Below are 19,804 nucleotides of genomic sequence, written 5' to 3'. Positions count from 1 at the left end.
ACCGACAGTCCGTCAGCTTGCGACATACAGGAATACGGCCGCCCGGTTATACCGCATTTCCGTGTCGGTTCATCGTGAAACGGGGGCGATGGCCGCATGCCGAGAATAGCGTTGAATCTTACATATCGCATACGGTTCGCCGGATACATGTCGTATGTGAGACAGTCTTCGGATCAATGTGATATTTCGGACATGAAAAACTGCTAATGTCGCCTCTTTCGGACTTGGATCCCAGCACTACCGCCGGAAGTGGCCTGAGCCGGCATCGACCCATTCATCCATGACAAGAAATCGCTTCGTTATGCGGCGTGTCGCCACGACCTTGATCGTCGCCGGCATCATCGTCTCGCAGGCCGCCTACGCTCAGGTCACGCTCAATTTCGTGAATGCGGATATCGACCAGGTCGCCAAGGCGATCGGCGCCGCAACCGGCAAGACCATCATCGTCGACCCTCGTGTGAAGGGGCAGCTCAACCTCGTGGCCGAACGGCCGGTGCCGGAAGACCAGGCGCTGAAGACGCTGCAGTCGGCACTGCGCATGCAGGGCTTCGCACTCGTGCAGGATCACGGCGTGCTGAAGGTCGTGCCCGAGGCCGACGCGAAACTGCAGGGCGTGCCGACCTACGTCGGCAATGCGCCGCAGGCGCGCGGCGACCAGGTGATCACGCAGGTGTTCGAGCTGCACAACGAATCGGCGAACAACCTGCTGCCCGTGCTGCGGCCGCTGATCTCGCCGAACAACACGGTCACCGCGTACCCGGCGAACAACACGATCGTCGTGACCGACTACGCGGACAACGTGCGGCGCATCGCGCAGATCATCGCCGGCGTGGACAGCGCCGCGGGCGCGCAGGTGCAGGTCGTGCCGCTGCGCAACGCGAACGCGATCGACCTCGCCCAGCAGTTGCAGAAAATGCTCGACCCCGGCGCGATCGGCAACAGCGACGCGACGCTGAAGGTGTCGGTCACGGCCGACCCGCGCACCAACTCGCTGATGCTGCGCGCGTCGAGCGCATCGCGCCTCGCGGCCGCCAAGCGCCTCGTGCAGCAGCTCGATGCGCCGAGCGCGGTGCCCGGCAACATGCATGTCGTGCCGCTGCGCAACGCCGATGCGGTGAAGCTCGCGAAGACGCTGCGCGGGATGCTCGGCAAGGGCAGCGGCAGCGACAGCGGCTCGTCGGCGTCGTCCAACGATGCAAACAGCTTCAACCAGAACGGCGGCTCGTCGTCGAGCGGCAACTTCTCGACCGGCACGTCGGGCACCCCGCCGCTGCCGTCGGGCGGCCTCGGCGGCTCGTCTTCCTCGTCGTCGTACGGCGGCACGTCCAGCAGCGGCGGGCTCGGCAGCGGCGGCCTGCTCGGCGGCGACAAGGACAAGGGCGACGACAACCAGCCGGGCGGGATGATCCAGGCCGATGCGGCGACCAATTCGCTGATCATTACCGCATCGGATCCGGTCTACCGGAACCTGCGCTCGGTGATCGACCAGCTCGATGCACGGCGTGCGCAGGTCTATATCGAAGCGCTGATCGTCGAGCTGAACTCGACGTCGCAGGGCAACCTCGGCATCCAGTGGCAGGTGGCGAGCGGCCAGTTTCTCGGCGGCACGAACCTGAACCCGGGGCTGGGCCTGGGCAACAGCATCATCAACCTGACGGCGGGCGGCGTGACCAACGCCGCCGGCGGCATCACCGGCGGCGGGCTCGCGAACAATCTCGGGGCGCTGAGCCAGGGGCTCAACATCGGCTGGCTGCACAACATGTTCGGCGTGCAGGGGCTCGGTGCGCTGCTGCAGTATTTCGCGGGCGTGAGCGACGCGAACGTGCTGTCGACGCCGAACCTGATCACGCTCGACAACGAGGAAGCGAAGATCGTCGTCGGCCAGAACGTGCCGATCGCGACGGGCTCGTATTCGAACCTGACGAGCGGCAATACGAACAACGCGTTCAATACCTACGATCGTCGCGACGTCGGCCTGACGCTGCACGTGAAGCCGCAGATTACCGACGGCGGGATCCTCAAGCTGCAGCTCTACACCGAGGATTCGGCGGTCGTCGCGGGCACCACGAGCGCGCAGACGGGCCCGACCTTCACGAAGCGCTCGATCCAGTCGACGATCCTCGCGGACAACGGCGAGATCATCGTGCTCGGCGGCCTGATGCAGGACAACTACCAGGTGTCGAACAGCAAGGTGCCGCTGCTCGGCGACATCCCGTGGATCGGCCAGCTGTTCCGTTCCGAATCGAAGGTGCGCGCGAAAACCAACCTGATGGTGTTCCTGCGCCCGGTGATCATCTCCGATCGCAATACCGCGCAGGAAGTCACGTCCAACCGCTACGACTACATCCAGGGCGTGACGGGGGCGTACAAGTCGGACAACAACGTGATTCGCGACAAGGACGATCCGGTCGTCCCGCCGATGCCGATCGGCCCGAGCCAGGGCGGCACGGCCGCCGGCAACCTGTTCGATCTCGACAAGATGCGTCGCCAGCAGCTGCAGCGCCAGGTCGCGCCGGTGCCGGCCCAGCCGTTGCCGGAAGCGGCGCCCGCACAGCCGCAGAGCGTGCCGCAGCAAGTCGTGCCGCAACAGCCGCTGACGGCCACGCCGGGAGCGTCGCAGTGAGCGACGTGCACGCCTCTTCCACCCACGACGGCGCGCCGGGCGAACGGCAGCCGCCGTCGCCGCTCGCCGCGCGACTGTTGCCGTACGGCTTCGCGAAGAGCGGCCAGGTGCTGATCGCGCACCAGCTCGACGACACGCTCGAGGTGTGGATCAGCGAACGCACGAGCGATGCCGCGCTCGCGGAGATCGCGCGCAACTTCGGCTCGATCTCCGTGCATCGCGTGCCGGCCGACGAGCTCGCGCAGGCGATCAACCATGCGTACGCACGCCAGGACGGCAGCGCCGCGCAGGTGGTCGGCGAGGTCGAAGGCGAAGTCGATCTGTCGCGGCTGATGCAGGACATTCCCGAAGTCGAGGATCTGCTCGAGTCGGAAGACGACGCGCCGATCATCCGGATGATCAACGCGCTGCTCACGCAAGCTGCACGCGAACAGGCGTCGGACATTCACATCGAACCGTTCGAGAATGCGTCGGTCGTGCGCTTTCGCGTCGACGGCACGCTGCGCGACGTCGTGCGCCCGAAGAAGGCGCTGCACGGCGCGCTGATCTCGCGGATCAAGATCATGGCGCAGCTCGACATCGCCGAGAAGCGCCTGCCGCAGGACGGCCGCATCACGCTGCGCGTCGGCGGCCGGCCGGTCGACGTGCGGGTGTCGACGCTGCCGACCGGGCACGGCGAACGTGCGGTGCTGCGTCTGCTGGAAAAGGATGCGCAGCGGCTGAACCTCGAAGCGCTCGGGATGGGCCGTGACACGCTCGTGCAGTTCGACAAGCTGATCGCGCGCCCGCACGGCATCGTGCTCGTCACGGGCCCGACGGGTTCGGGCAAGACGACCACGCTGTATGCGTCGATGTCGCGGCTCGAAACCGCGACGACGAACATCATGACCGTCGAGGATCCGATCGAATACGACCTCGGCGGCATCGGCCAGACGCAGGTGAACGAGCGGATCGGGATGACCTTCGCCCGTGCGTTGCGCTCGATCCTGCGTCAGGATCCGGACGTGATCATGATCGGCGAAATCCGTGACCTCGAAACCGCGCAGATCGCGGTGCAGGCGTCGCTGACGGGCCACCTCGTGCTCGCGACGCTGCACACGAACGATGCGGCCTCGGCCGTCACGCGTCTGACCGACATGGGTGTCGAGCCCTACCTGCTCGCGTCGTCGCTGCTCGGCGTGCTCGCGCAGCGGCTGGTGCGGCAGCTCTGCCCCGTCTGCAAGGAAGAACGCCAGGAAGAAGGCCGCACCGTGTGGCATCCGGTCGGCTGCGACAAGTGCGGGCACTCGGGATATTCGGGCCGGCGCGGTGTGTACGAGCTGCTGCTGGTCGACGAGTCGATCCGCTCGCTGATTCACCGCAACGCGGCCGACGCGGAGATTCTCGCCGCCGGCCGGGCGGAAGGGATGCGCACGCTGCGCGACGACGCCGAGCGCTGGCTCGCGTCCGGTGCGACGTCGCTCGAGGAAGTGCTGCGCGTGACGGGAGGCGCATAGCGCGATGCCGGCATTCCGTTTCGAAGCAATCGATTCGGCGGGACGCGCGCAGAAAGGCGTCATCGATGCCGACAGCGCACGCGCCGCGCGCGGGCAACTGCGTACGCAGGGACTCACGCCGCTCGTCGTCGAACCGGCCGCCAGCGCGACGCGCGGCGCGCGTTCGCAGCGGCTCGCGTTCGGCCGCAAGCTGTCGCAGCGCGAACAGGCGATCCTCACGCGCCAGCTCGCGAGCCTGCTGATCGCCGGGCTGCCGCTCGACGAGGCGCTCGGCGTGCTGACCGAGCAGGCCGAGCGCGACTACATCCGCGAACTGATGGCCGCGATCCGCGCCGAGGTGCTCGGCGGTCATTCGCTCGCGAATGCGCTGGGCCAGCATCCGCGCGACTTCCCCGAAATCTACCGCGCGCTCGTCGCCGCGGGCGAGCACACCGGCAAGCTCGGCATCGTGCTGTCGCGCCTCGCCGACTACATCGAGCAGAGCAACGCGCTGAAGCAGAAGATCCTGCTGGCGTTCACGTATCCGGGGATCGTCACGCTGATCGCATTCGGCATCGTCACGTTCCTGCTGAGCTACGTGGTGCCGCAGGTCGTCAACGTGTTCGCGAGCACGAAGCAGCAGCTGCCCGTGCTGACGATCGTGATGATGGCGCTGTCGGATTTCGTGCGGCACTGGTGGTGGGCGATCCTGATCGCCGTCGTGCTGATCGTGTGGTTCGTGAAGTCGACGCTGTCGCGCGACGGGCCGCGCCTCGCGTTCGACCGCTGGGTGCTCACCGCACCGCTCGCGGGCAAGCTCGTGCGCGGCTACAACACGGTGCGCTTCGCGAGCACGCTCGGCATTCTCACCGCGGCGGGCGTGCCGATCCTGCGCGCGTTGCAGGCGGCCGGCGAAACGCTGTCGAACCGCGCGATGCGCGCGAACATCGACGACGCGATCGTGCGCGTGCGCGAAGGCTCCGCGCTGTCGCGCGCGCTGAACAACGTGAAGACGTTTCCGCCGGTGCTCGTGCACCTGATCCGCTCCGGTGAAGCGACGGGCGACGTGACGACGATGCTGGATCGCGCGGCCGAAGGCGAAGCGCGCGAGCTCGAGCGTCGCACGATGTTCCTGACGAGCCTGCTCGAGCCGCTGCTGATCCTGGCGATGGGGGGCATCGTGCTCGTGATCGTGCTGGCCGTGATGCTGCCGATCATCGAGCTGAACAACATGGTGCAGTGACGGCCTGACCGCGGGTCGGGCCGTCGCCTTCGGCTTCAGCGCACGTAGATCGCCGGGGACGGCGTGTTGGCGGGCAGCTGGACTTCGGTGCGGGCGCCGTTGCGCTCGACGATGATCGAGCGCGGGCGGACTTCGGCGAGCTTCGCGCCGGACGTGACGTCCGCGCCGAGCGACACGGCACGCGGCGGTTCGCCACCGACGCCGATGATCGCGGCGCCGCCATGGTCGAGCGCGAGGATGCCGAACAGGTGGATGTCCTGCACGGCATTCTTGTCGAGCTGACCGCCGAAGAGCGCCGCGGCGTCCTCGGTGCGGATCGGCAGCCGCGCGGCGGCGGCGGGCAGCGGCGCTTCGCGGGCGGACAGCGTGACGACCCAGTAGGTGGCCGTCGCGCACAAACCCGCGAAGAGGGCTAGGGAGAGGATCCGGATCGAGAGCGCGTTCATGCGCGCTATTGTACGGATGTATATGAAATTTGCGTTGGGTGAAAGCCCTCGGCAATGCGCGCCTTACAATGCGTGCTCCGCGCCCGCGGGTTCGGAAGGTTGCCGTCAGGCAATCGTCCGGTGCGCCGGGCGCGTCACTCAACCCACGACATTTTTTGGAAAGAGGTAGTCAGTCATGCAAACGTGGATCACTCGCCGCAACGCGGCCGTGCGTCGTCAGCGCGGTTTCACGCTGATCGAGATCATGGTGGTGGTCGCGATCCTCGGGATCCTGGCGGCGCTGATCGTGCCGAAGATCATGAGCCGCCCGGACGAGGCACGCCGCATCGCCGCGAAACAGGACATCGGCACGATCATGCAGGCGCTCAAGCTGTACCGTCTCGACAACGGCCGCTACCCGACGCAGGATCAGGGCCTGAACGCGCTGATCCAGAAGCCGACCACCGATCCGATCCCGAACAACTGGAAGGACGGCGGCTATCTCGAGCGCCTGCCGAACGATCCGTGGGGTAACGGCTACAAGTACCTGAACCCGGGCGTGCACGGCGAGATCGACGTGTTCAGCTACGGCGCCGACGGCAAGGAAGGCGGCGAAGGCAACGACACCGACATCGGTTCGTGGCAATAAGCGCTCACTGACCGGCCCTACGCTTCGTTCCCTTCTTCATGCTCGCCACTCGCACGACCTTCCGCTGCGGCCGCGATCGCCGTGTGCGTCGCGGTGCGGCTTCGTCCGCGCCGGTGCGTGCCGACGGCGGGCAGGCGTTGCATGGCGCGCGGCGTCGTCGCGCGCGCGGCTTCACGCTGCTCGAAATGCTGGTCGTGCTCGTGATCGCGGGGCTGCTCGTGTCGCTCGCGTCGCTGTCGCTCACGCGCAATCCGCGCACCGACCTGCGCGAGGAAGCGCAGCGCATCGCGCTGCTGTTCGAGACGGCCGGCGACGAAGCGCAGGTGCGTGCCCGGCCGATCGCGTGGCAGCCGACCGCGCACGGCTTCCATTTCGACGTGAGCTCGCCCGACGGCTGGCGCACGCTGCGCGACGACCTGCTGCGCCCGCGCGACTGGGACGGTGGCGTCACGGGCGCCGACATCGACTATCCGGGGTCCGACACGCATGCGAATCGCGTCGTGTTCGGTACCGAGAGCATCGACACGCCGGTACGCGTGACGCTGCATTCGGCTGTCGGCAGCGCGACGATCGTCGGCACCGGCAACGGCCGCTACGAGGTGCAATGACGATGCGTCGTCGCCTGCCCTCTTCCGTTTCTTCATCGCGCGGTTTCACGATGATCGAGGTGCTGGTCGCGCTCGCGATCATCGCGGTCGCGCTCGCCGCGTCGATCCGCGCGGTCGGCACGATGGCGAACAACGCGTCCGACCTTCATCACCGCCTGCTCGCCGGCTGGAGCGCCGACAACGCGCTCGCGCAGATGCGGCTCACGCATGCGTGGCCGGAGGTCGGCGAACAGAGTTTCGACTGCTCGCAAGGCAACGTGCAGCTCGTCTGCACGCAGCGCGTGAGCACCACACCCAACCCGGTGTTCCGGCGCGTGCGGATTTCAGTGAGCATGCCCGGGCACACCGGCGTGCTCGCGCAAATGGTGACGGTGGTCGCGAATGAAACCAGCCGTCCGCTCTGACGCGCCGATGCGACGCCCGCTCGCCCGCCCCGCCCGCGGCTTCACGCTGATCGAGCTGATGATCGCGATCGCGATCCTCGCGGTGGTCGCGATCCTCGCGTGGCGCGGGCTCGACCAGATCATGCGCGGTCGCGACAAGGTCGCGGCCGCAATGGAAGACGAGCGCGTGTTCGCGCAGATGTTCGACCAGATGCGCATCGACGCGCGGCTCGCCGCGACCGACGACGAGGCCGGCCAGCCGGCGATCGGCGTGGCCGGCAATACACTGCAGATCGTCCGCGAACTCGAGGTGCCGGGCGTGGCGCCGCGGCTGCAGGTGGTCCGCTACCGGATCGCCGGCGGGCGCGTCGTGCGCTATGCATCGCCGCCGATCGACGACGCGAACCGGTTGCGCAACATGCTGAAGGACAGCAGCGTCGAAGGCTGGAGCTGGGTCGCGCTGATGGGCGGCGTCGGCGCAATCGACGCGAAGCTGTACGTGCCGCGCGTGGGCTGGACCACCAACCTGCAGACGGCCAACGACGCGCTCGCGCAGAACAACGATGCGCTCAAGGTGCCGCAGATCGGCAACGCGCCGCCCGCACGCGCGGTGACGGGGCTGCAGGTCAGCATCGGCGCGACGTCGCTGCGCGTGCCGGTCACGCGCATCTTCCTCGTCGGGGAATGACCATGCGCGCGCGCCCTCACCGCTCATTGTTCGTTGCCCGTGCCGCCGGTCGCGCGCGGCCACGCGGCCACCAGCGCGGCGCGGCGATCATCACCGCGCTGCTGGTCGTCGCGCTGTCGGCGATTCTCGTCTCGGGGATGCTGTGGCGCCAGCAGGTGCAGATCCGCCGGATCGAGAACCAGCGCGTGATCGCGCAGGCGCAGTGGGTCGCGCGCGGCGCGCTCGACTGGACGCGGATGATCCTGCGTTCCGAAGGCGACACGGCGCCCGGCATCACGTATCTCGGCGGGATCTGGGGCGTGCCGATCGCGAAGACGAAACTGTCGGACTTCCTCGGCCGGATCGGTGCGCCCAACGACACCGGCGGCGAAGACACCTATATCTCCGGCTCGATCGAGGACGCGCAGGCGAAGTTCAACCTGCGCAACCTCGTGGCGTCGCCGGCGCCCGGCGTGCTGCAGTTGAACGTCACGCAGGTCCAGGCGTTCCAGCGCCTGCTGACGACGCTCGGCTACGACGGCGCGCTCGCGAAGCGCATCGCGCTGCAGGTGCGCGCGAGCCTGCTGAATTCGGCGACGCGTTTCCAGATGCCGACGCTGCCGGGTGGCGGCACGGCGCCGCCGGTCACCGCGCCGGTGACGACCGATCAGCAAGGCGGCGGCGGCTTCACCGACGATCCCGGCATGACGGGCGGCGATCGCGGGCCCGCGCCGCTGATGATGACGGGCGTCGACAGCCTGCTCGACGTCGACGGCGTGACGCCCGAGATGGTCGCGCGGCTGCGCCCGTTCGTCACCGTGCTGCCGACCACGACGCCCGTGAACATGAACACGGCGCCGGCCGAGGTGATCGCGGCGCTGATGCCGGGGATGAGCGTGTCGTCCGCGCAGGCGCTCGTGTCGCGCCGCGAGACCGTGTTTTTCCGCAACGTCGCCGACGTGCAGCTCGCGCTGCGCGGCGCCGGTGCGCCACCGAACGTGACGCCCGACTCGAGCCTTGTCGACGTCAATTCGAGCTATTTCATCGTGCATGGCCGGATCCAGCACGAACGCGCGGAGGTCGATCGCACCTCGCTCGTGTATCGTGATCCGACCACGCACTCGACACGGGTCGTGCGCATTCGCGACCAGCTATAACGACGCCAATCGGGAGAGGAGCTCTTGTGAGCACGTTGATTGTTTCTTTGCCGCCGCGCGAGCCTGCCGTGCCGTTGCAGGAATGGCAGTGGCCCGAGCTGCCGTTCACGCTCGTCGACAAGGCCGGCCACGTGCAGCGCGCCGGCCGCGCCGCGCTCGCGCTGCTGCCGCGCGCGAATGCGACCGTGCTGATCGTCGCCGCGCGCGACGTGCTGCTGCTGGCCGCGACCGTGCCGCCGCTGAAGGGACCGAAGCTGCGCCGGGCGCTGCCCAACATCGTCGAGGATCAGCTGATCCAGGATCCGCTCGGCTGCCATATCGCGCTCGATCCGGACCCGCTGCCCGACGGGCGCCGCGTGCTGGCCGTCGTCGATCGCGCGTGGTTCCGCACGATCTGCGAAGCGTTCACCGCGGCCGGCCACCGGCACCTGAGCGCGGTGCCCGCGACCCGCTGCCTGCCGGCGCCGCGCGTCACCGCCGCGCCGGCCGACAGCGAAGTCGACGCCGCCGCGGTGGCTGCCGACGCCGTCGAGGCGCCGCCCGCCCGTCCGGCGACGGTGGCCGCGGTGCTCGGGCTTGCGGCATCGGTCGAGCCGGTACTCGTCGAGGCCGGCGCGCTGCCGGCTGCAGCCGGTGCGCCGCGTCTCGAACTCGCGGTCGCGCGCGGTGCGCTCGGCGAAGGCTTCGCGGCGCCCGCGTCGCGTGCGGCCGGCACGCTGGCCGCGCTCGCGGGTGGCGGCGACGTCGAACTGTACGAACTCGGCGACCCGGGCGCGGAGCCGCGGCTCGCATCGGTCGGTCGCACCGACGGCGGCCCGCTGCTGCCGGGCGCCGCGCCGCTGTCGTTCGACGCGTTCGCGCGGCGCGCGCTGACCGAGAAATTCGACCTGTGCCAGTTCGAATTCGAATCGCAGCCGTGGCGCTTCGACCGCGCGACGGTGAAGCGCCTGCGCGTGCCGCTCGCCCTCGTCGCGGCGACGCTCGGCGTGGCGGTGATCGGGATGAACCTGCACTGGTGGAAGCTGTCGCGCGAGCGCGATGCGCTGTCCGCGCAGATTACCGAGACGCTGCTGTCCGCGTTCCCGAAGACGACGACGGTGCTCGATCCGCCCGCGCAGATGCAGCGCCAGCTCGACCAGTTGCGTCTCGCGGCCGGCGAGCTGTCGCCGAACGATTTCCTCGCGCTGGCGAGCGGGCTGTCGCGTTCGATGGGCGCGCTGCCGCTGAACGGCATCGCGTCGCTCGACTATCACGACCGGCGGCTCGACGTCGGCTTCAAGCCGGAGGTCAAGGTCGATCCCGATTTCACGCAGCGCCTCGCGCGTAACGGACTGTCCGGCGAAGTCGACAGCAATACGGGCAAATGGACGATCCGGAGCCGCTCATGAAGACCGAACAACTGAACCAGACGCTGGCCCAGTTCTGGGGCGAGCGCTCCCAGCGCGAAAAGATGCTGCTCGGCTGGGGCGGCGCCGTGCTGGCGGTCGCGATCGCGTATTCGGTGCTGTGGTCGCCCGCTCAGGAAGGCCGCGCGCGGATCCAGCGCGAGCTGCCGACGATGCGCCGCGAGCTCGCGCAGATGACCGCGCAGGCGAACGAGGCGAAGTCACTGACGGCCGCCGCGCAGGGCGTGGCGCCGACCGGCCTCGCGCTGAAGGACGCGCTGACCGCGTCGCTGGCCGATCACGGGCTGCAGGGTGCGCAGGTGCAGATCGTCGGCAACGGCGTGCAGATCCAGATGAAGAACGTGTCGTTCCCGGCGTGGACGCAGTGGCTTGACGATGCGCGCCGGCAGTTCAAGGTGCAGGTCGGCGAGGCGCATGCGACCGCGCTGAAGGACGACGGCCAGGTCGACCTGATGGCCGTGATGCAACCGTCTACGCAGAAATGACGCAGTGGATGAAGCACGTGGCGGTCGGCCGATGAGGCCGGGATTGAAGCGGCTCGCCACCGCATTGCCGTGGGTACTGGCGGGTGCCGTGGCGACGGCGGTAACGCTCGTCGCGCTCGCGCCGGCCGCATGGATTGCGCCTCAGTTCGCGCGTGCGACCGGCGGGCACGTGAATCTCGTCGATCCCGACGGGTCGCTGTGGCACGGCTCGGGCACGCTGATGCTGGCGCCGGGAGCCGACCAGAGCGCGGCGACGCTGCTGCCCGGCCGGGTCGAATGGACCACGGGCTTCTGGCCGCTGCTGACCGGGCGCGTGCAGATGCGCATGCGGCAGACCGAGGCGATGCCCGACGCGGTCACGCTCGATGCGACGTGGCGCGGCGCGGTGCTGTCGGCGGGCACGATGGCCGTGCCCGCGTCGCTGCTCGCCGGGCTCGGCACGCCGTTCAACACGCTCGACCTGCAGGGCGACGTGCGGCTCGGCTGGAGCGACTGGCGCCTGATCGGCAACAACGCGTTCGGCCAGCTGACGGTGACGATCGATTCGATGAGTTCGCGCGTCTCGCGCGTGAAGCCGCTCGGTTCGTACCGCGCGGTGCTGCAGGCGAAGGGGGCCGGCGCCGATCTCGACCTGTCGACGACGCAGGGTCCGCTGTTCCTCGACGGCCACGGCAGCTTCGGCCCGGGCCAAGGCTCGTTCCGCGGCACCGCGCACTCGGCGCCCGAGCAGCAGGCGAACCTCGCGGGGCTGCTGAACCTGCTCGGCCACCCGATCGGGAACAACGAGGTGTCGCTGATCTTCGGCGACGCGCAGCGCTGACGCGCGCGTCGCCCTTTCCTTCCTACTTCTGCGCGAGCGGCGCGGCGACCGACGGTGCGGTGGCCGCGGGGGCGGCTGAACCGGACGCCGGCACCGGTGCCGGCGCCGCCATGTCGCCGTTCTCGCGCGCCATCTCCGCGACGTTCCAGCCGCCGCCGAGCGCCTTCACGAGCCCGACCGACGACGTCATCCGCTGCCCGGCGATCGTCGCGAGCTTCTGCTGCGCGGTGAACGCCGTGGTCTGCGCGGTCAGCACGTTCAGGTAGGCGACCGTGCCGGCCTTGTACTGGTTCGTGACGATCGCGAGCGAATGCTCGGCGCTGTCGACGGCCTGCCGCTGCACGTCGATTTCCTGCGCGAGGATGCGCTGCGACGCGAGGTTGTCCTCGACGTCCTGGAACGCGGTGAGCACCGCGAGGCGGTACGCGGCGACGTCCTGGTCGTAGGTCGCACGCGCGGCGTCGGTCTGCGCGGCGCGCAGCCCGGCGTCGAACAGCGTGGCCGCGAGCTGCGGGCCGACCGTCCAGAAGCGCGCCGGCAGCGTGAACAGCTGCGACCACACCGAGCTCTGGAAGCCGCCGGTGGCCGACAGCGTGAGCGTCGGGAAGAACGCGGCGATCGCGACGCCGATCTGCTCGTTTGCGGCCGCCGCACGGCGCTCGGCCGCCGCGACGTCGGGCCGGCGCTCGAGGATCGCGGACGGCACGTCGACCGGCGTGATCGGCGGCTCGGCCGTGAGCGGATTCGGCGGTAGCGAGAAGGTCGACGCCGGTTCGCCGATCAGCGTCGCGATCGCGTGCTCGTACTGCGCGCGGGCCACGCCGTTGTCGATCGACGCGGCCTGCGCGCTCTGCAGCTGCGTCTGCGCCTGGATCACGTCCGCGCGCGCGGCGACGCCCTGCGCGTACTGGTTCTGCGTGAGTTTCAGCGACTGTTCGTACGACTTTACGGTGTCGTCGAGCAGCTTCTGCAGCGCATCGGACGTGCGCAGCTGGAAATAGGTTTGCGCGAGCAGCGCCTGCTGCGACAGCCGCGCGTTCGCGAGATCGGCGGCGGCGGCCGCTTCGCCGGCACGCTGCGCGCTGACGGTACGACTCACCTTGCCCCACAGGTCGGGTTCCCAGCTCGCGTCGAGGCCGACGCTGTAGCTGTTGTTGATCGAGCCGGACGAGCCGCCGCCGAAGCTCGACGACGAACTCGACGACACCGACGTGCGCGGCGTGCGGGCGCGCGAGCCCGACGCGGTCAGCCCGACGGTCGGGAAATAGGCGGCCCGCGCTTCGGTGACGAGCGCGCGCGCCTGCCGGTACGCGGCCGCCGATTGCGCGATGGTCTGGTTCGACGCGTTGAGCCTGCCGATCAGCGCATCGAGCTGCGGATCGTTGTAGACGGTCCACCACGCGCCGCGGTCGGTGCGGTCGGCGGGTTGCGCGACCTTCCAGCCGGCCGGCGCTTCCTTGTAGGCGGCGGGGATCGACGTGTCGGGCCGGTGATAGTCGGGCCCGACGGCGCAGCCGGCGAGCAGCACGGCCGTCGCAACGGCGACGGCGGCGCTCAGCGGGCGAACGGCGCGCGGGAGGGAGGCGTACGGCATGGTGGTTTTCCTGTCTGGGCGCGACGTCCGGCGAGCGGCGTCGCGCGATGCGGTCGTCGTGCCGCTGGCGGACAAATGGTAACTGACGGCGAGAAAGCTGCGCAGCCCCAAGGGTACGGTGCGCGGGGACAGGAATGTGTTACCGGTGCGCGCGGCCGGTTTACCGGCCATTACGGCTCGCTGACGGAAAGCCGGGGGCGCTCGGCCAGGGCAGTCAGGAAGGCGGGAGACGCGCGCGGTCAGTGGCAGCGCGCGGGCAGCGGGAGCGGTTCGGCGGCGGATCGCCATGTCGACGGCTCCGTCGCGGCCGGCTGGCCCGTGCGGCGCGCGCCGTCTTTCGCGTTGCGCTGCCGGCGATGATCGAACCATGCGAACCCGAGCGCCGCGAGCGAGCCGCCCGGGACCACCAGCATCGTCACGTACAGTGCGATCTTCCAGCCGCGGTGCGGCCCGGAAAACGCATGATGAGCGGTATCGGTCAGGTTGCGGCGCAGCGCGCCGGCGGCATTTTTCAGGAACAGCATCGCGAACATCCTCGGGGTGCCCGCAGCGCGGGCGCATCGGTCAGAACATAGTCTCCGGCAGTGCAACATGCACGTCGTAACTGGTTGCCTCAAATAATATTGACTATGCAATCAATTTTCAAGATACTGGGCGCGTCCAAATCCGAAACGCACTATTGCTGCGCGCGCAATCGCATGACCGGCGGCCTCTACGATCCCGAGAACATCGCGCTGGAAACGAGCCTCGGCTATTACCTGTCGAAGGCGAAGCAGGCGCTCGTCGAGCGGATGGACCGTGCACTCGAGCCGCACGACCTCACCGCGCAGCAGATCGGCGTGATCCTGCTGCTGTCGCGCGGCTATGCGCGCACGCCGTTCGAGCTGTCCCGCAAGATGTCGTACGACAGCGGGTCGATGACGCGGATGCTCGACCGGCTCGAACGCAAGGGGCTGGTCGCCCGCTCGCGCAGCGAGCAGGACCGCCGGATGATCGAGCTGACGCTGACCGAACGCGGCGCCGAAGCCGCCCGGGCGCTGCCGTCGCTGATCGCGAACGCGCTCAACGCGCAGCTCGAGGGTTTCTCGGCCGACGAGCTCGTGACGCTCACCGGCCTGCTGCAGCGCTTCATCGCCAACGGCCCCGGTGCGACCGGTTGCCCGAAACCCGACGAAGAAGCGGACAGCTGATGTGCGCGGAGGCCCCATGTCTAGGTTAAGCACTCGTTTATTTATCTGTCTGGGCAGAAGATGACAGGGCACGCGCTCCCCTTTTCCCTTTATCCGTTCCACCCGGCCGGGCGGCGCTGCGGCGCACACCCGTGCGTTGTGCCGGCGCGTCGCGCGCGCCGCGTCTAGGAGATTCCGATGTCCGCCACCACGGCATCCGCCGCCCCCGTCGCCGAACCCGCGCCGCTGTCCGGCGGTGCGCTCGCGCTGCTCACCGTCGGGCTCGCGCTCGGCACCTTCATGGAAGTGCTCGACACGTCGATCGCGAACGTCGCGGTGCCGACCATTTCCGGCAGCCTCGGTGTCGCGACGAGCGAAGGCACCTGGGTGATCTCGTCGTACTCGGTGGCGTCCGCGATCGCGGTGCCGCTCACCGGCTGGCTCGCGCGGCGGGTCGGCGAGGTGCGGCTGTTCACGTTGTCGGTGCTCGCGTTTACGATCGCATCGGCGCTGTGCGGCCTCGCGACCAACTTCGAGACGCTGATCGCGTTCCGGCTGCTGCAGGGCCTCGTGTCGGGGCCGATGGTGCCGCTGTCGCAGACGATCCTGATGCGCAGCTACCCGCCCGCGAAGCGCGGGCTCGCGCTCGGGCTATGGGCGATGACGGTGATCGTCGCACCGATCTTCGGCCCGTTGCTGGGCGGCTGGATCAGCGACAACTACACGTGGCCGTGGATCTTCTACATCAACCTGCCGATCGGCATCTTCTCGGCGACCTGCGCGTACTTCCTGCTGCGCGGCCGCGAGACGAAGACGTCGAAGCAGCGGATCGACGCGATCGGCCTGGCGCTGCTCGTGATCGGCGTGTCATGCCTGCAGATGATGCTTGACCTCGGCAAGGACCGCGACTGGTTCAACTCGACGTTCATCGTCGCGCTCGCGCTGATCGCGGTCGTGTCGCTCGCGTTCATGCTCGTGTGGGAGGCGACCGAGAAGGAGCCGGTGGTCGACCTGTCGCTGTTCAAGGACCGCAATTTCGCGCTCGGCGCGATGATCATCTCGTTCGGCTTCATGGCGTTCTTCGGCTCGGTCGTGATCTTCCCGCTGTGGCTGCAGACGGTGATGGGCTACACGGCGGGCAAGGCCGGCCTCGCGACCGCGCCGGTCGGGCTGCTCGCGCTCGTGCTGTCGCCGCTGATCGGCCGCAACATGCACCGGCTCGACCTGCGGATGGTCGCGAGCTTCGCGTTCATCGTGTTTGCCGGCGTGTCGATCTGGAACTCGACGTTTACGCTCGACGTGCCGTTCAACCACGTGATCCTGCCGCGGCTCGTGCAGGGGATCGGCGTCGCGTGCTTCTTCGTGCCGATGACGACGATCACGCTGTCGAGCATCTCCGACGACCGGCTTGCGAGCGCGTCGGGGCTGTCGAACTTCCTGCGCACGCTGTCCGGCGCGATCGGCACCGCGGCGAGCTCGACGTTCTGGGAGAACGACGCGATCTACCATCACGCGCGACTGTCGGAATCGGTGAGCGTGTATGCGCAGGGCACGACCGACTACCAGGGCGCGCTGTCGCAGCTCGGGATCGTCGGCCAGACGGCCAATGCGCAGCTCAACCAGCTCGTCACGCAGCAGGGCTTCATGATGGCGACCAACGACTTCTTCCTGCTGTCGGCATTCATGTTCGGCGCGCTCGCGGCGCTCGTGTGGGTCACCAAGCCGAGGAAGGGTGCGGGGCCGGCGATGGGGCATTGAAGCAGGTGTGGCGGGATGAAAGGTCGGCGCGTTGGCGCGCCTCTTCCGATCAAACTGGGCCGGCTGGATGTTTGAGTTCGGTTGATCGGGGAGGCGCAATGCGAATCCACGTACCGATCGACATGCCGGAGCCTGCTCCTCGGAGTCGGATCGGCTTCATGAAAGGCCAAATCCACGTCCCGGCCGACTTCGATTCGATGGGACGCGATGTCATTTGGACGCTGTTCGAGGGCAACCGCTGATCGCCGGGCCCGCCGGACGTCACTCCCTCGCCCGCAACCCGCCGAACGCCAGATCGTCACCCGGCGCGATCGGCAGCGTCGCCCGCGCCACGTCGAGCCACGCGCGCGCCGCGTGCGACAGATACCCCTTCTTCAGCCAGCCGAGCGCGATCGCCCACGTGATCTCGGGCTCGACGATCGGCCGGCACGTGAACTGGCCCGCGTCGAGCCGCCTGCAATACGGCTCGGGCAGCAGCGCGATGCCGACCCCCGCATGCACGAGCGCGGCCATGAAATCCCAATGGCCGCTGCGGCTCACGATCGACGGCGTGAAGCCGGCCTGCCGGCACGCGTCGAGCACCGCATCGTGCAGCGCGAGGCTTTCCGCGTAGAACACGAACGACTCGCGCGCGAGATCCGCGAGCGGCACGGTCGCGTGATCCTCCCAGCGCGACTCGCGCGGCGCGACGAGCCACAGCGGCGCGCGCACCATCGGCAGCCGCTCGAAGGTGCCGGGATCGACCGGCTCCAGCAGCCCGCCCAGCTCCAGCTCACCCGACATCAGCGCGGCCTCGATCATCCGCGCGCCCTGCTCGAACAGCTTCAGCTCGATGTTCGGGTAGCGCTGCTTGTACGCGGCGATGATCGGCGTGAACAGCGAGCCGCCGAGCGGCGGGATCCCGATCGTCAGCTCGCCGCGCCCGAGCGTGCCGAGATCGTTCAGCTCCGACTGCAGCTGCGCCTGCGCGGCGAGCACGTCCTGGCCGCGCTGGAACACGATCCGCCCCGCGTCGGTCAGCACCATCTGCCGGCCGTCGCGCAGCAGCAGCGGCGATCCGATTTCGTCCTCGAGCGCCTTCACCATCTTGCTGATGGTCGGCTGGGTCACGAACAGCTTGTCGGCGGCCGCCGTGAAACTCTGCTGGCGAACCACCTCGACGAAGTACCGCAACGCGCGCAATTCCATCGATGTCTCCCCAAAATGGTGCGGCGATCCCAATATGAATTCCGGATTGGAATGACAAGGATAGAGACAAGTCATTTTATTTATGGTTAGGGGAAACCCTATACTCCCACCATCAACGGAATATCTGTAGGGAGCCCGCCATGACCAAGCCGACCGCCGCACCCGCCGCCCGCCCCGCTGCTTCGCCCAGCCTGGCGCACACGGGCCGCATCGCGCTGCAGGCCGCCGCGCTCGGCGCGCTGTGGATGGCGGTCGACTGGGCCGTGCGCAAGATCGGGCTGCCGATTCCGTCCGGCGTGATCGGCCTCGCGGTGCTCCTCGTGCTGCTGTTCTCGGGCCGCGTCGCGCCCGCATGGGTGAAGGACGGTGCGAACTGGCTGCTGTCCGACATGCTGCTGTTCTTCGTGCCGGCCGCCGTCGCGGCCGTGCAGTACGGCGGGCTGTTCCGCGAGGACGGCTGGCGCATCGCGCTGGTCATGCTCGCCGGCACCGCGTTCGTGATGGTTGCGGTGGCCGTCGCGGTCGACCTCGCCGCGAAGCTCGAGCGCCGGCTCGCCGCGCAGCGCGTGTTCGCCGAACGCCGCCGCACGCGCCTCACCGCCGCGTCCGCCCACTGAGCCGGAGCCTGCCATGCTTGCCGCATTGTCGAACCTGTCCGCCGACCAGGCGAACACCGCGATCTCGTTCGGCTGCTTCGTGCTGACCGTCGTGCTGTATTTCGCGTCGAAGCGGCTCTACGCGTACAAGAAGACGCTGCTGTTCTCGCCGCTCGTGTTCGTGCCGGGCGTGCTGGTGCTGCTCGTCCTGCTGACCGGCATCCCGTATTCGGTCTACTTTCACGACACGCGCTGGCTGATGTGGCTGCTCGGCCCGGCGACGATCGCGTTCGCGGTGCCGATCTACGACTATCGCGACCTGATCCGCCGCCACTGGCTGTCGCTGTCGGTCGGCGTCGCGGTCGGGATCTGCGCGGGCGTGTGCGGGTCGCTGCTGCTCGCGAAGCTGCTGCACCTGTCGCCCGAGCTGCAGCGCTCGCTGATGACGCGCTCGGTGTCGACGCCGTTCGCGCTCGCCGTGTCGGACAAGATCCACGCGCCGAAGGATCTCACCGCGCTGTTCGTGATCGCGACCGGCATCTGCGGGATGCTGCTCGGCGAACTGGTGCTCGCGCTGGTGCCGATGCGCACGCGGCTCGCGCGCGGCGCGCTGTTCGGCGCAGCCGCCCACGGCGTGGGCACCGCGAAGGCGCGTGAGATCGGCAGCGAGGAAGGCGTCGTGTCGAGCCTGACGATGATGATCGCGGGCGTCGCGATGGTGCTGATCGCACCGCTCCTGACGCTGCTGCCGATCTGACCGGGCGGCGCACGCCCGTCAGGCGCGGGCCCGGCGCGATCGTTCCTGCCGCCCTCGGCGCGGCAGGCTCCGCGAGGCAGGAACGACGCCCACGCCCGGCCACGCCCGGCCACGCCCGGTTCGGCCGCCATCCCGGCGGCCCTTTCCGCCCCCACTTACCCTGCATCCGGCCGACACCCGGCCGACAATCGGCTGAGATAGCCGCAAATCCCCCCTCTTTTCCGCCCATCGGCCTCGGCCCGGATGCCGAACAATGCATGCTACGAGACATCACGCACGCATTCACATGGCCTCCACGACCGCAAACCCGACCGCCGACAAGCCGGCTTCTTCCGGCAAGTTCAAGCGCATCGCGCTCATCGCCGTCATCGCGCTGGGCGCGGCGGCCGCCGCAGCCGGCGGCATGTACGTGTTCCTGAGCAAGGAAGGCGTCGGCCATGCGAGCAAGCCCGCCGAGCCGGCGCCGCTGGCCGCGCCGGTGTTCTTCCCGCTCGACGCGCTGACCGTGAACCTGCAGTCCGACGACGGCGCGCAGCACTACCTGCGCGTCGGCCTGTCGCTGAAGCTCACCGACCCGAAGGCGCAGGAGCAACTGACCGCGCGGATGCCTGAGATCCGCAGCCGGATCCTGCTCGCGCTGTCGAACAAGCATCCCGAGGATCTCGCGACGCCGGACGGCAAACGTTCGCTCGCGAAGGAACTGCGGGAGCTGATCGAGCAGCCGACGCAGCCGGGCAACCAGCGCGCGAAGGTCGACGACGTGCTGTTCACCGAGTTCGTCGTCCAGTAACGCGGCCGAGA

General features: G+C 68.8%; 20 protein-coding genes. 16 read left to right on the top strand and 4 right to left on the bottom strand.

Going from position 1 to position 19,804, the window contains the following annotated elements; translation table 11 throughout:
* Positions 1-280 precede the first annotated feature (280 nt).
* From gspD to gspF, 3 genes are read left to right on the top strand one after another with little or no spacing between them, the layout of a single operon-like run.
* Positions 281-2,623, top strand: coding sequence for a type II secretion system secretin GspD (gene gspD / locus LXE91_RS05255; RefSeq protein WP_039351512.1), 2,343 nt, complete (start codon positions 281-283; stop codon positions 2,621-2,623).
* Positions 2,620-4,119 carry a type II secretion system ATPase GspE gene (gene gspE / locus LXE91_RS05250; RefSeq protein WP_039351516.1) on the top strand — a complete coding sequence of 500 codons (1,500 nt, stop codon included), beginning with the start codon at positions 2,620-2,622 and terminating at the stop codon, positions 4,117-4,119. Before gspD ends, gspE begins: the two co-directional genes overlap by 4 nt.
* A 4-nt stretch (positions 4,120-4,123) precedes the next feature.
* On the top strand, positions 4,124-5,341 hold the full coding sequence (gene gspF / locus LXE91_RS05245; RefSeq protein WP_039351519.1) for a type II secretion system inner membrane protein GspF: 1,218 nt from the start codon (positions 4,124-4,126) through the stop codon (positions 5,339-5,341).
* Between the two features lie 35 nt (positions 5,342-5,376).
* On the opposite strand, the gene LXE91_RS05240 is transcribed toward gspF, so the two are convergent.
* Positions 5,377-5,787 carry a type II secretion system protein N gene (locus LXE91_RS05240; RefSeq protein ID WP_039351532.1) on the bottom strand — a complete coding sequence of 137 codons (411 nt, stop codon included), beginning with the start codon at positions 5,785-5,787 and terminating at the stop codon, positions 5,377-5,379.
* Positions 5,788-5,962: 175 nt separating this feature from the next.
* On the opposite strand from LXE91_RS05240, the gene gspG reads away from it, so the two are divergent.
* From gspG to LXE91_RS05200, 8 genes are read left to right on the top strand one after another with little or no spacing between them, the layout of a single operon-like run.
* Positions 5,963-6,415: a type II secretion system major pseudopilin GspG gene (gspG, locus tag LXE91_RS05235; protein ID WP_039351904.1), complete on the top strand. Its 453-nt coding sequence runs from the start codon at positions 5,963-5,965 to the stop codon at positions 6,413-6,415.
* Positions 6,416-6,453: 38 nt separating this feature from the next.
* A complete protein-coding gene (locus LXE91_RS05230) occupies positions 6,454-7,023 on the top strand; it encodes a GspH/FimT family pseudopilin (RefSeq protein ID WP_039351907.1) in 570 nt (189 codons plus the stop codon).
* A complete protein-coding gene (gspI, locus tag LXE91_RS05225) occupies positions 7,020-7,427 on the top strand; it encodes a type II secretion system minor pseudopilin GspI (protein WP_076841317.1) in 408 nt (135 codons plus the stop codon). Before LXE91_RS05230 ends, gspI begins: the two co-directional genes overlap by 4 nt.
* Before the next feature lie 7 nt (positions 7,428-7,434).
* Positions 7,435-8,094, top strand: a complete 660-nt coding sequence (locus LXE91_RS05220) for a PulJ/GspJ family protein (protein ID WP_039351910.1) — start codon at positions 7,435-7,437, stop codon at positions 8,092-8,094.
* Between the two features lie 2 nt (positions 8,095-8,096).
* Complete coding sequence (gspK, locus tag LXE91_RS05215) at positions 8,097-9,230, top strand: type II secretion system minor pseudopilin GspK (RefSeq protein WP_039351913.1); 1,134 nt, start codon at positions 8,097-8,099, stop codon at positions 9,228-9,230.
* A gap of 26 nt (positions 9,231-9,256) precedes the next feature.
* Positions 9,257-10,618, top strand: a complete 1,362-nt coding sequence (gene gspL / locus LXE91_RS05210; protein WP_278068118.1) for a type II secretion system protein GspL — start codon at positions 9,257-9,259, stop codon at positions 10,616-10,618.
* Positions 10,615-11,121 carry a type II secretion system protein GspM gene (gene gspM / locus LXE91_RS05205; protein WP_039352217.1) on the top strand — a complete coding sequence of 169 codons (507 nt, stop codon included), beginning with the start codon at positions 10,615-10,617 and terminating at the stop codon, positions 11,119-11,121. Before gspL ends, gspM begins: the two co-directional genes overlap by 4 nt.
* A gap of 31 nt (positions 11,122-11,152) precedes the next feature.
* On the top strand, positions 11,153-11,941 hold the full coding sequence (locus LXE91_RS05200; protein ID WP_039351919.1) for a type II secretion system protein N: 789 nt from the start codon (positions 11,153-11,155) through the stop codon (positions 11,939-11,941).
* Positions 11,942-11,963: 22 nt separating this feature from the next.
* Here the strand turns inward: LXE91_RS05200 and LXE91_RS05195 are convergent, their stop codons facing one another.
* Complete coding sequence (locus tag LXE91_RS05195; RefSeq protein WP_039351922.1) at positions 11,964-13,535, bottom strand: efflux transporter outer membrane subunit; 1,572 nt, start codon at positions 13,533-13,535, stop codon at positions 11,964-11,966.
* 239 nt (positions 13,536-13,774) lie between these two features.
* On the bottom strand, positions 13,775-14,059 hold the full coding sequence (locus tag LXE91_RS05190; RefSeq protein WP_011350474.1) for a multidrug ABC transporter ATPase: 285 nt from the start codon (positions 14,057-14,059) through the stop codon (positions 13,775-13,777).
* 174 nt (positions 14,060-14,233) lie between these two features.
* On the opposite strand from LXE91_RS05190, the gene LXE91_RS05185 reads away from it, so the two are divergent.
* On the top strand, positions 14,234-14,725 hold the full coding sequence (locus tag LXE91_RS05185) for a MarR family winged helix-turn-helix transcriptional regulator (protein ID WP_039351931.1): 492 nt from the start codon (positions 14,234-14,236) through the stop codon (positions 14,723-14,725).
* A 177-nt stretch (positions 14,726-14,902) separates the two neighbouring features.
* Positions 14,903-16,462: a DHA2 family efflux MFS transporter permease subunit gene (locus tag LXE91_RS05180; RefSeq protein WP_039351934.1), complete on the top strand. Its 1,560-nt coding sequence runs from the start codon at positions 14,903-14,905 to the stop codon at positions 16,460-16,462.
* 261 nt (positions 16,463-16,723) lie between these two features.
* On the opposite strand, the gene LXE91_RS05175 is transcribed toward LXE91_RS05180, so the two are convergent.
* Positions 16,724-17,650, bottom strand: coding sequence for a LysR family transcriptional regulator (locus LXE91_RS05175; protein WP_039351937.1), 927 nt, complete (start codon positions 17,648-17,650; stop codon positions 16,724-16,726).
* 140 nt (positions 17,651-17,790) lie between these two features.
* Between LXE91_RS05175 and LXE91_RS05170 the strand changes: the two genes are divergently transcribed.
* The 3 genes from LXE91_RS05170 (at position 17,791) to fliL (ending at position 19,793) form a co-directional block, all read left to right on the top strand.
* On the top strand, positions 17,791-18,267 hold the full coding sequence (locus LXE91_RS05170; RefSeq protein ID WP_039351940.1) for a CidA/LrgA family protein: 477 nt from the start codon (positions 17,791-17,793) through the stop codon (positions 18,265-18,267).
* A gap of 13 nt (positions 18,268-18,280) precedes the next feature.
* A complete protein-coding gene (locus tag LXE91_RS05165) occupies positions 18,281-19,003 on the top strand; it encodes an LrgB family protein (RefSeq protein WP_039351943.1) in 723 nt (240 codons plus the stop codon).
* Positions 19,004-19,256: 253 nt separating this feature from the next.
* Positions 19,257-19,793 carry a flagellar basal body-associated protein FliL gene (gene fliL, locus LXE91_RS05160; protein ID WP_046196266.1) on the top strand — a complete coding sequence of 179 codons (537 nt, stop codon included), beginning with the start codon at positions 19,257-19,259 and terminating at the stop codon, positions 19,791-19,793.
* Positions 19,794-19,804 lie beyond the last annotated feature (11 nt).

Origin of the sequence: Burkholderia contaminans (assembly GCF_029633825.1) — a bacterium.
GTDB lineage: Bacteria > Pseudomonadota > Gammaproteobacteria > Burkholderiales > Burkholderiaceae > Burkholderia > Burkholderia contaminans.
This window is presented reverse-complemented; position numbering and strand designations above follow the sequence as displayed.

Excerpts from the sequence above, each read along its gene's own strand:
- gspF (WP_039351519.1), top strand. The coding sequence starts at position 4,124 with ATGCCGGCATTCCGTTTCGAAGCAATCGATTCGGCGGGACGCGCGCAG.
- LXE91_RS05170 (WP_039351940.1), top strand. The coding sequence starts at position 17,791 with ATGACCAAGCCGACCGCCGCACCCGCCGCCCGCCCCGCTGCTTCGCCC.
- gspG (WP_039351904.1), top strand. The coding sequence starts at position 5,963 with ATGCAAACGTGGATCACTCGCCGCAACGCGGCCGTGCGTCGTCAGCGC.
- gspI (WP_076841317.1), top strand. The coding sequence starts at position 7,020 with ATGACGATGCGTCGTCGCCTGCCCTCTTCCGTTTCTTCATCGCGCGGT.
- LXE91_RS05220 (WP_039351910.1), top strand. The coding sequence starts at position 7,435 with ATGCGACGCCCGCTCGCCCGCCCCGCCCGCGGCTTCACGCTGATCGAG.
- LXE91_RS05180 (WP_039351934.1), top strand. The coding sequence starts at position 14,903 with ATGTCCGCCACCACGGCATCCGCCGCCCCCGTCGCCGAACCCGCGCCG.
- LXE91_RS05195 (WP_039351922.1), bottom strand. The coding sequence starts at position 13,535 with ATGCCGTACGCCTCCCTCCCGCGCGCCGTTCGCCCGCTGAGCGCCGCC.
- LXE91_RS05200 (WP_039351919.1), top strand. The coding sequence starts at position 11,153 with ATGAGGCCGGGATTGAAGCGGCTCGCCACCGCATTGCCGTGGGTACTG.
- LXE91_RS05175 (WP_039351937.1), bottom strand. The coding sequence starts at position 17,650 with ATGGAATTGCGCGCGTTGCGGTACTTCGTCGAGGTGGTTCGCCAGCAG.
- LXE91_RS05165 (WP_039351943.1), top strand. The coding sequence starts at position 18,281 with ATGCTTGCCGCATTGTCGAACCTGTCCGCCGACCAGGCGAACACCGCG.
- fliL (WP_046196266.1), top strand. The coding sequence starts at position 19,257 with ATGCATGCTACGAGACATCACGCACGCATTCACATGGCCTCCACGACC.
- gspM (WP_039352217.1), top strand. The coding sequence starts at position 10,615 with ATGAAGACCGAACAACTGAACCAGACGCTGGCCCAGTTCTGGGGCGAG.
- LXE91_RS05185 (WP_039351931.1), top strand. The coding sequence starts at position 14,234 with ATGACCGGCGGCCTCTACGATCCCGAGAACATCGCGCTGGAAACGAGC.
- LXE91_RS05190 (WP_011350474.1), bottom strand. The coding sequence starts at position 14,059 with ATGCTGTTCCTGAAAAATGCCGCCGGCGCGCTGCGCCGCAACCTGACC.
- LXE91_RS05230 (WP_039351907.1), top strand. The coding sequence starts at position 6,454 with ATGCTCGCCACTCGCACGACCTTCCGCTGCGGCCGCGATCGCCGTGTG.
- LXE91_RS05240 (WP_039351532.1), bottom strand. The coding sequence starts at position 5,787 with ATGAACGCGCTCTCGATCCGGATCCTCTCCCTAGCCCTCTTCGCGGGT.
- gspD (WP_039351512.1), top strand. The coding sequence starts at position 281 with ATGACAAGAAATCGCTTCGTTATGCGGCGTGTCGCCACGACCTTGATC.
- gspK (WP_039351913.1), top strand. The coding sequence starts at position 8,097 with ATGCGCGCGCGCCCTCACCGCTCATTGTTCGTTGCCCGTGCCGCCGGT.